Raw genomic sequence first — 9143 nt, 5'->3', positions numbered from 1 at the left:
GTCTGTGGCCAGGACCCCAGCTGGTGGACGGGCCTCGGCCCGGATGCGGTGGGTGGTTCGGCCGGCGGTGCCCTGCCGGACCAGGCGCTGTGGCTGAGCCGGCTGGAGGAGGCCGGCTTCCGCGCCACCCTGGCGGCGCCGCTGGGCTGCGCCCCCTGGCCGGCCCTGCTGCTGGCCGCCGAGCAGCCACCGCCGCCCGCCGCCGCGCCACCGGCGCCGGTGCGCAGCCTGATCCTGGCGGAGCCTGCCACGGCGGCGCTGGCCGAGGCGCTGGCCGACCGGCTGCGCCGCCGTGGCACGCCGGTGGAGGTGGTCGGGCTGGCCCCGCTGCCGGAAGCCCGCCTGCTGCGCGGCGCCCGCATCCTGGCCCTTCCGGCCGCCGAGGCCGCGACGCTGCCGGAGACCATGGCCGCCCTGACCCGGCTGGCGGAAGCTGCCGCCGGCATTGCCGCCGGCTTCGTGCTGGTGACCCAGGGCGGGCTGCAGCCGGCGGAGGGCGAGCATCGCCCGGAAGCCGCGGCGCTGCTGGGCCTCGCCCGGGTGCTGGCGAACGAGATGCCGGCGCTGCGCCCGCGCCGCATCGACCTGGCGCCGGGCATGACGCCGGAGGCCGCCGCGCGCCGCCTGCGGGCGGAACTGGAACAGCCGGTGGCGGAGCCGGAAGTGGTGCTCGGCCCGGATACGCGGCAGGTGCCGCGGCTGCAGCGCGGCCTGACCACGCCGGCGCCCGGCGGCCCGCTGGCGCTTGGCATCGGCCAGCCGGGGCGCCTCGGCACGCTGCGCTGGGAACCCGCCGCGCCGCGCGCGCCGGGGCCGGGGGAGGTGGTGCTGCGGGTGGAAGCGGCCGGGCTGAACTTCCGCGACCTGATGTGGGCGCAGGGCCTGCTGCCGGAGGAAGTGCTGGAAGCCGGCTTCGCCGGACCCACCCTCGGCATGGAATGCGCCGGCATCGTCGAACAGGCCGGGCCGGGCGCCGCGCTGCGCCCGGGCACCCGCGTGTTCGGCTTCGCCCCCGGCGCGCTGGCTGCCCGGGTGGTGACGCGGGTGGAGGCGGTGACCCCGCTGCCGGAAGGGCTGGACCCGGTGCAGGCCGCCACCATCCCGGTGGCCTTCATGACGGCGCTGCACGCGCTGGAGAGCTGCGCCGACCTGCAGCCGGACGAGACGGTGCTGATCCATGGCGGCGCCGGCGCGGTCGGCCTCGCGGCGCTGCAGGTGGCGCAGGCGATCGGCGCGCGCATCGCGATGACCGCCGGCAGCCCGGCCAAGCGCGCCTTCCTGCGCGCTGCCGGTGCCGAGCTGGTGCTGGACAGCCGCGACCCGGGGTTTGCCGACGCGCTGCGCGCCGTCTGGCCCGAGGGGGTCGACGTGGTGCTGAATTCGCTGGCGGGCGAGGCCATGGAACGGTCGCTGGGGTTGGTCAAACCCTTCGGCCGCTTCGTGGAGCTGGGCAAGCGCGATTATGTCGAGAATCGCCGCGCCCCGATCCGCCCGCTGCGTCGCAATGCCAGCTACTTCGCGGTGGATGTGGACGAGCTGCCGCGTGCCCGCCCGGGCCAGGCGGCGCGGCTGCTGGGCCAGGTGCGCGACCGGCTGCAGGACGGCACGCTGCGGCCGCTGCCGCATGCGCTGTTCGGGCCGGAGGAGGTGGAAGCCGCCTTCCGCACCCTCCAGGCCTCCGCCCATATCGGCAAGCTGGTGATCCGCCCGCCGGCGGAACGCCCGGCCGCCGCGGCCGCCTGGGCGCCGCCCGCCGGCCAGACCATCGTCGTGGTGGGCGGCACCCGCGGCTTCGGCCTGGCCACGGCCCGCTGGCTGGTGGCGCAGGGCGCCACCCACCTGGCGCTGATCGGCCGCCGCGGCGGGGAGGAAGCGGCCGCCGCGCTGCGGGAGCTTTCGGCCCTGGGCGCGCGGCCCGCCTTGCACCTGTGCGATGCCACGGACGCTGCAGCTCTGGATGCGACGTTGAAGAAAATCCGCGCGGCGCGGCCGATCGGCGGCGTGGTGCATGCGGCCGCCGTGCTGGACGATGGCGCGGCCACCGCCATGGATGCCGCCCGCTTCCGCACGGTGCTGGCGCCCAAGCTGCAGGTGGCGGAGAATCTGGACCGGCTGACGGCGGATGACCGGCTGTCGCTGTTCCTGCTGTTCAGCTCCGCCACCACCGCCTTCGGCAATCCCGGCCAGGCCAATTACGTCGCCGCCAATGCGGCGCTGGAGGCGCTGGCGCGGCGCCGCCGTGCCGCCGGCCGCCCGGCGCTGGCCGTCGCCTGGGGGCCGATCGCCGATGTCGGCATGCTGGCCGATGACCGGGAGAAGGCGGAGAAGCTGAACCGCCGCCTGGGCGTGACCGCCATGAATGCGACGGAGGCGCTGGCCGCCCTGCCGGCGCTGCTGGCCGCCTCCGATGCCGCGCCGCTGCTGGTGCGGCTGTCCAATGGCGAAGGCCGCATCGCCCTGCCGATCCTGGCAGAGCCGATGATGGCGGCGCTGGCCGGCGGCGAATCGCCCGCCGCCGGGGAGGATCTGCGTGCCCGCCTGCCCACCCTGCCGCGGCCGGAGGCGGAGGCGCTGATCCTGCGCCTGGTGACGGAGGAGATCGGCCGCATCCTGCGCCTGCCCGCCGAAGCGGTGTCGCCGGAGGCGGCGGTCACCGGGTTGGGGCTGGACAGCCTCGGCGCGCTGGAGTTGCGCGGCGGGCTTGAACAGCGCCTTGGGTTGCAGGTGGCGCTCGCCGCCCTCACCGAGGAGTTGACGGTGGGGGCCTTGGCGCGGCAGATCGCCGGTGCGGCGCTTGCGCCGGCGGGCGATGAGGCAACCATCTCGACCCTGATGGAATCCTTCGAACCCAGCATAGATACCGTGCGCGCCGCCGAGTAGCGGTGCACACACAGGGCGCATCCCCGAAGACCGGGGGCGCGGGCAGGGGGTTCGGCAGGCTGGCATGAGTCGCGGTCAAGGGTTCGGTCTTTCCAACGCCGCGCGGCTGGCCCTGGTGCAGCGCCTGGCCCGGCGACGGGAGGGCCAGGAAGTGCAGGCGGCCTCCGACCAGCGCGGGTTTGGCGCCATCCAGGGGCTGCGCGACTGGGGCCTGATGCAGGAAGCGATGGGCGCGCTCGCCATCGAGAGCCCCTTCTTCCGGGCGCATGAGGGCCGTGCCGGCGCGCACAGCCTGATCGGCAACCGCGACACCATCAATTTCGGCTCCTACGACTATCTCGGGCTGAACGGCGACCCGCGCCTGCACCAGGCGGCGGCTTCGGCCATGGCGCGCTACGGCATCTCCGCCAGCGCCTCCCGCCTCGTCTCCGGGGAGCGCCCGGTGCATGGGGAGTTGGAGCGGCGGCTGGCGGCGCATTACGGCCAGCAGGCGGCGCTGGCCTTCGTCAGCGGCCATGCCACCAACGTCACCGTCATCGGCCACCTGATGGGGCCGCGTGACGTCATCGTGCATGACGCCGCCATCCATAATTCCTGCGTCGAGGGCGCCAAGCTCTCGGGCGCGCGGCGTGTCTCCTTCCCGCACAACGACATGCGTGCGGCGGAACGCGAAATGGCGGCGGTGCGGCGCAGCGCCGGGCGGGCGCTGCTGCTGGTGGAGGGGCACTACTCCATGGATGGCGACGTGCCGGACCTGGCCGCCCTGGTCCGCATCGCCCGCAAGCACGATGCCTGGCTTATGGTGGATGACGCGCATGGCCTGGGCTGCGTCGGCGCCACCGGCAAGGGGGTGTTCGAGGCCGCCGGCATCGATCCCGCCGAGGTCGACATCTGGATGGGCACCCTGTCCAAGACGCTCTGCGCCGCCGGCGGCTACATCGCGGCGCGCGGCGACCTGATCGACTGGATGCGGCACACCGTGCCGGGCTTCGTCTATTCCGTCGGCCTGTCGCCGCCGCTGGCCGCCGCCGCCGCCGCCGCGATGGACATCCTGGCCGCGGAGCCCTGGCGCGTGGCGAAGCTGCAGGCCAATGCCACGCTGTTCCGCGACCTTTGCCGGGAGCACGGCTTCGACACCGGGGCCTCCTTCGGCCTGGGCATCGTGCCGGTGGTGCTGGGCAGTTCGGTGCGGGCGGTGCGGGTTTCCGCGGCGCTGCTGGATCACGGCGTGAATGCGCTGCCCATCGTCTTCCCCGCGGTGCCGGAGAAGCTGGCGCGGCTGCGCTTCTTCCTCTCGGCCGAACATTCGGAACAGGATGTGCGGCAGGCAGTGGCCGCCCTGGTCGCCGCCACGGACGGCGTGGCGCCGGCGGATCTGGCGGGCTGAGCGTGCCGGAGGTCCGGCGGGTCGCGACGCCCGAGGCGGCGCGCGCCTTCCATGCCCTGCCGGCCCGGCTGCGACATCTCGGCTGGTCCGTGCCGCTGCGGTGGGAGGAGCGGCGGCAATTCGACCCCGCCGCCTTCGGCTTCCTGGCGGACCACGCGGTGGCGCGCTTCCTGGCGCTGCGCGAGGGGCGGGCGGTTGGCCGCATCGTCGCCTGCGTGCCGCAGGATGGCTCGGCGCCGGCCAGCTTCGGCTTCCTGTGCCTGGAGCAGGACCCGGCGGTGCTGCGCGCCCTGCTGGACGCGGCGCGGGGCTTCATCGCCGCCGCCGGCCGGGCGGCGATGCTGGGCCCGCTGTCCTTCACCATCAACCACGAGGTCGGCGCGCAGCTGGGCTGGCACGACCGGCCGCCGATGCTGCGCATGCCCGGCACGCCGGCCTGGCTGCCCGCGCTGCTGGAGGCCGAGGGCCTGGCGCCGGTGCAGGACGTGCTGGCCTGCACGCTGGACCTCGCGGCGGAACGCCATTCCGCCCGCTTCGCCGCGCTGGCGCTGCGCCGGGCGCCGGAGATGGCGCGGCTGCGGCTGCGGCCGATGGACCGGCGCGACTACACGGCGGAGGTGGAGCGCATCGCAGCCCTCTATAACGACGCCTGGGCGGCGAATTGGGGCGCCGTGCCGCTGCGCCCGGCAGAGGTGGCGGGCCTCGGCCGGCTGCTGCGCCCGCTGCTCTGGGCCGGGGAGGTGGTGTTCGCCGAGTGGGACCGCCGGCCGGTCGGGCTGGTGGCGGTGGTGCCCAACCTGGCGGAGGCGATGCCGGCGGATGGCCGGCTGCTGCCCTTCGGCTGGGTGGGCATGGCGCGCGCCTTGGCCGGGCGCGTCGGCTCCGCCCGCATTCCCATGCTGGGCATCAGCCGCGCCTTTCGTGGCCATCCGGCCTCCGCCCTCGCCATGGGTGCGCTGCTGCGGGAAGCCATCGGCCTGGCTCGGCGGCGCGGCTGGCGGAAGCTTGAGATCTCCTGGATCCTGGAGGGCAATGCCGCCATGCGCAACGCGATGGCGCGGCTGCCAGCGCCGGTTTCCGGCCGCTGGCGCATCTGGCAGGGCAGTACCGGGTGAAACACTGCGGAACGATCGGCGGCGCGACGGGCATTGACAGTTCGGGCGCCAATATCGGCTATGCGCCTTGCATGCCCTTGTTCGAGACTGCGCCCCCCGTCGGACCCGACATGTCCGGACCCGTCCCTGCCCCCAACGGCGCGCCGCACCGTCGGCGCTTCCTGTTCCTGCAGGGGCCGATCAGCCCGGTCTTCGCCGAGATCGCGGCCGGGCTGGTGGCGCGCGGCCACGTGGTGCACCGCATCAACCTGTCGCTCGGCGACCGGCTGTTCTGGCGCCGGGTGCCCGGGGCGGAGAAGCCGGTGGATTACCGCGGGCGCCCGGCGGACTGGCCCGCCTTCGTCACCGCCTATCTGGCGCGGCACGGCATCACCGACCTGCTGCTGCTGGGCGAGCAGCGCGACTACCACCGCGCCGCCATCCGCGCCGCGCATCGCGCCGGCGCGCAGGTCTTCGTCACCGATTTCGGCTATTTCAGGCCGGACTGGGTGACGCTGGAGCGCGACGGCATGGGCGGCGACAGCCATTTCCCGCGGGAGCCGGCGACGATCCGGGCCCTGGCGGCGCGGCTTCCCCCCGCCGACCTGACCGAGCGCTACCGCGACGACTTCGCCCTGCAGGCCGCCTGGGATGTGGCCTACCACCTGGCCAACCTGGCGCCCTGGCCGTTCCGCCACTACCGCAGCCACCAGCTGCACCACCCGGTCTCCACCTATCTCGGAATCGCCCGCCGCCTGCTGCGCCGCCGCGCGGAACACGCGGAGGGTGACCGGGCGCTGGACGCGATCGGGGAAGCGCCCTTCTGGCTGTTCGCCATGCAGATGGAGACGGATTTCTCCGTCCGCGCCTATTCGCCCTATCCCGACCTGGATACCCCCATCGCGGAGGTGCTGGACAGTTTCGCGCGCGAGGCGCCGCCGGAGGCGCATCTGCTGGTGAAGGTGCATCCGCTGGACCCCTGCGTGAAGCACTGGCCGCGCCGGGTGCGGCTGATGGCGCAAAGGGCCGGCGTGGCGGAGCGGGTGCATGTGGCGCATCACGGAAGGCTGGACCTGATGCTGCATCGCGCGCGGGGCCTGATCACCATCAACAGCACCGTGGGGTTGCGGGCGCTGGCGCTGGGGCGGCCATCCAAGGCGCTGGGCCAGGCGGTGTGGGACGTGCCGGGGCTGGCGCATCAGGGCCGGCTGGACGATTTCTGGTCGCAGGGCAGATTGCCTGACCTTGAGCTGCGCGACGCCTTCCTGGCGGCGCTGCAGGGCACGACGCAGCTGCGCGGCGTGTTCTATGGGCGGGAAGGGCGCGCCGCGGCCGTGGCCGGCATCGTCGCCGCGCTGGAGGCCGGCGGGGTGGCCGCGACCCTGTTCCAGCCGGCTGCGGTGCCGGCGACCCCCTGATTTCCGGCGCAGGACGGTTGCATGATCGGGCGCCCCGGATACCGGGCGGCCGCCCTCCGGCCGCCCGGGCCTCGCGGCACCCGCCGCGCATCGGCATTGCATGCGCGGGGAATGAAGCCCGGGACAGGGCCGGGCCTGCCGACACCCTGCCGGACCCCGGGGGCGGATCCTTCCGCCGGGGCAGGGGGCTTCAGGCTTCCGGGCTGACGCGGAAGCGCATGCGCCGCACCGCCCAGTCGCCCAGGCCGGGCGGCGCCAGGGCCAGCAGGCGCAGCCCGACCGCCAGCGGCCAGGGGAAGGCGGCACGCGGCGCGCCGGCCAGCAGCGCCCGCTGCACCCGCTCCGCCACCGCGTCCTGCCCCAGCACGAACAACCGCCGGCCATGGAAGCGGGCGCCCATCGCGCTGTCGAAGAAGCCCGGCAGCACCACCGTCACCCGCACGCCCTGCGGCGCCAGCGCCGCCCGCAGCCCCTCCCCCCAGGCCGCCAGCCCGGCCTTGCTGGCGCAATAGGCGGGGAAGTCCGGCAGGCCGCGCAGCGCGGCGACGGAGGCGATCAGGCCGATGCGCCCGGCGCGGCGTGCCCGCATCCCCGGCAGCAGCGGCCCCACCAGGTGCATCGCGCCGATCAGGTTCACCGCCACCTGGCGGGCGGCGGCGGCGGTGTCCTCCGGCGTGCCGTCCGGCGCCGTGCCGGCGGAGGTGCCGGCATTGGCGATGACGAGGTCCACCGGCCCGGCGGCCTCGAACGCCGCCAGCGCCGCGGCGACCGGGGCTGCCTCCGTGATGTCGCAGGCCAGGGTGGCGACGGCGGCGCCCTGCGCCCGGCAGGAAGCGGCCACCGCCTCCAGCCCCGTGGCGGAGCGTGCGGTCAGCAGCAGGCGCGTGCCGGGGGCGGCAAAGCGCCGGGCCAGCGCGGCGCCCAGGCCGCGGGAGGCGCCGCTGATGACGATGGCGCGCGGCGGGGTCATCGCCAGCCGCGCAGCCGGGCCAGCAGGCGGGTCACCCATCCCTGGGCGGCGCGCAGCCGGGCGCGTCGGCCGGTGGGGAACAGGTCGGGACGGGCCATGCGGTCCAGCAGCACCTCGGGCGGGCAGGGCAGGCGGGTGATCGGGTCGATGCAGCGCGGATAGAGGATCAGCGCCCCGGCCACCAGCGCGTCCAGCTCCAGCCGCCTTGTGCGCGGCGGGTTGGCGGCCGGGCCGCGATCCTCGGTCAGGCCCCAGCCGGCATAGAAGGGCGTGCCCCAGCAGGTGACGGGCAGGCCGCGCAGCAGCGCCTCGAACCCGGTCAGGGAGGTGATGGTATGGACTTCCGCCACCAGCCCGAACAGGGCGGCGATCGGCGCGCGGTCCAGCACCTGGTCGGCCAGGCCGGCAAGCTCGGCCAGCGGGATGCGGCCGCGGCGGAACCCGGCCTCGATGTCCGGATGCGGCTTGTAGAGGATCCAGGCGCCGGGTGCGGCCTGCCGCACCGCGCGCAGCAGGTCGATGTTGCGGCGGATGGCGCCGGCGCCATGCCGGATCGAGGCATCGTCCTCCACCTGGCCCGGCACCAGGATGACGCGGCGGCCGGGCGGGGCGGCGATGTGCGGCACCGCGCCGCCCAGATTGTACTTGGTGACGCCGCCGGCCACCACGGCCTGGCGCAGCGCGGCGGCGCGGGCCAGCAGGTCGGCCGGGAAGCGGGCATTGGCCAGCAGCCGCGCCAGGTCGCTCTCCCGCCCCGGGTCGTAATAGGCGCCTGCACCATCCAGCACGAAGGACGCCCCGGCGCGGAAGGCGGCGCCGAGGCCGGCGGAGCGGATGAATCCGTCCTCCAGCCAGCGCAGCCCGACGCCGGCCGCGGCGCAGCGCGCGGCGAGGTCGGGCGGCGCGCCGGCGCTCCAGGCGAGGACCTCGCCGCCGCGGCGGCGGGCGGCGGCAATGGCGGGGCCGGGGCGGCGGGCGAAGCCGGGGGCCGGGCCGACGGAGGCCAGCAGGTCGCGCAGCCGGTCCCGCTTGTAGGGCAGCACGCCGAGGCAGACGGCAATGCGCCGCGACTCGGCCTCCCGCGCTTGCCAGAGTGCCAGGATGTCGAGGCCCTGGTCGATGTCGCAGGGCGCGCCGGTGAAGGGATTCGCCGCGCGGGTCGCCGCCAGCAGGGCGCCCCAGGCGCCGATTGGGTCGGCGCCGGCCAGCGGGCCATCGGCGAGCCGCACCCCGGCCGCCAGCGCCAGCAACGCCAGCGCCGTGCTGGCGCCATGCAGGCTTTCCGCCGCCTCCAGCAGCGCCCAGGCGCCGGGTGCCGGCCGGCTGCCGGGCAGCACCGGCGCCCCAGGGCCGAAGGGGTCGTGCAGCAGCAGCGGCGTGCGGCCGGCGGCGCG

The 9143-nt window shown here is 75.6% G+C and carries 6 protein-coding genes; 4 read left to right on the top strand and 2 right to left on the bottom strand.

Annotated features, from left to right (window positions below):
• The 4 genes from HEQ75_RS26950 to HEQ75_RS26935 form a co-directional block, all read left to right on the top strand.
• Positions 1 to 2880: type I polyketide synthase (locus tag HEQ75_RS26950; RefSeq protein WP_168035221.1), on the top strand; the 2880-nt coding region annotated here is incomplete at its 5' end.
• Positions 2881 to 2944: 64 nt separating this feature from the next.
• Entirely contained in the window at positions 2945 to 4267 is a 1323-nt protein-coding gene (locus HEQ75_RS26945) for an aminotransferase class I/II-fold pyridoxal phosphate-dependent enzyme (RefSeq protein WP_168035220.1), read from the top strand.
• A gap of 2 nt (positions 4268 to 4269) precedes the next feature.
• Entirely contained in the window at positions 4270 to 5382 is a 1113-nt protein-coding gene (locus HEQ75_RS26940; RefSeq protein ID WP_168035219.1) for a GNAT family N-acetyltransferase, read from the top strand.
• Between the two features lie 110 nt (positions 5383 to 5492).
• Positions 5493 to 6779 (top strand): capsular biosynthesis protein, encoded by a 1287-nt coding sequence (locus tag HEQ75_RS26935; protein ID WP_168035218.1) that lies wholly within the window; start codon positions 5493 to 5495, stop codon positions 6777 to 6779.
• A gap of 190 nt (positions 6780 to 6969) precedes the next feature.
• Here the strand turns inward: HEQ75_RS26935 and HEQ75_RS26930 are convergent, their stop codons facing one another.
• Both HEQ75_RS26930 and HEQ75_RS26925 read right to left on the bottom strand, forming a co-directional pair.
• Positions 6970 to 7749 (bottom strand): SDR family NAD(P)-dependent oxidoreductase, encoded by a 780-nt coding sequence (locus tag HEQ75_RS26930; RefSeq protein ID WP_168035217.1) that lies wholly within the window; start codon positions 7747 to 7749, stop codon positions 6970 to 6972.
• On the bottom strand, positions 7746 to 9143 hold a 1398-nt coding region (locus tag HEQ75_RS26925; protein WP_168035216.1), incomplete at its 5' end, for a capsular polysaccharide export protein, LipB/KpsS family. The genes HEQ75_RS26930 and HEQ75_RS26925, both read right to left, overlap by 4 nt.

It is taken from the genome of Falsiroseomonas selenitidurans (assembly GCF_012103215.1).
GTDB lineage: Bacteria > Pseudomonadota > Alphaproteobacteria > Acetobacterales > Acetobacteraceae > Falsiroseomonas > Falsiroseomonas selenitidurans.
Note: the sequence above shows the minus strand (reverse complement) of the source record. Positions and strands in the feature narration are given on the sequence as shown.

Coding starts and splice junctions, on each gene's coding strand:
- HEQ75_RS26935 (WP_168035218.1), top strand. CDS start 5,493: ATGTCCGGACCCGTCCCTGCCCCCAACGGCGCGCCGCACCGTCGGCGC.
- HEQ75_RS26930 (WP_168035217.1), bottom strand. CDS start 7,749: ATGACCCCGCCGCGCGCCATCGTCATCAGCGGCGCCTCCCGCGGCCTG.
- HEQ75_RS26945 (WP_168035220.1), top strand. CDS start 2,945: ATGAGTCGCGGTCAAGGGTTCGGTCTTTCCAACGCCGCGCGGCTGGCC.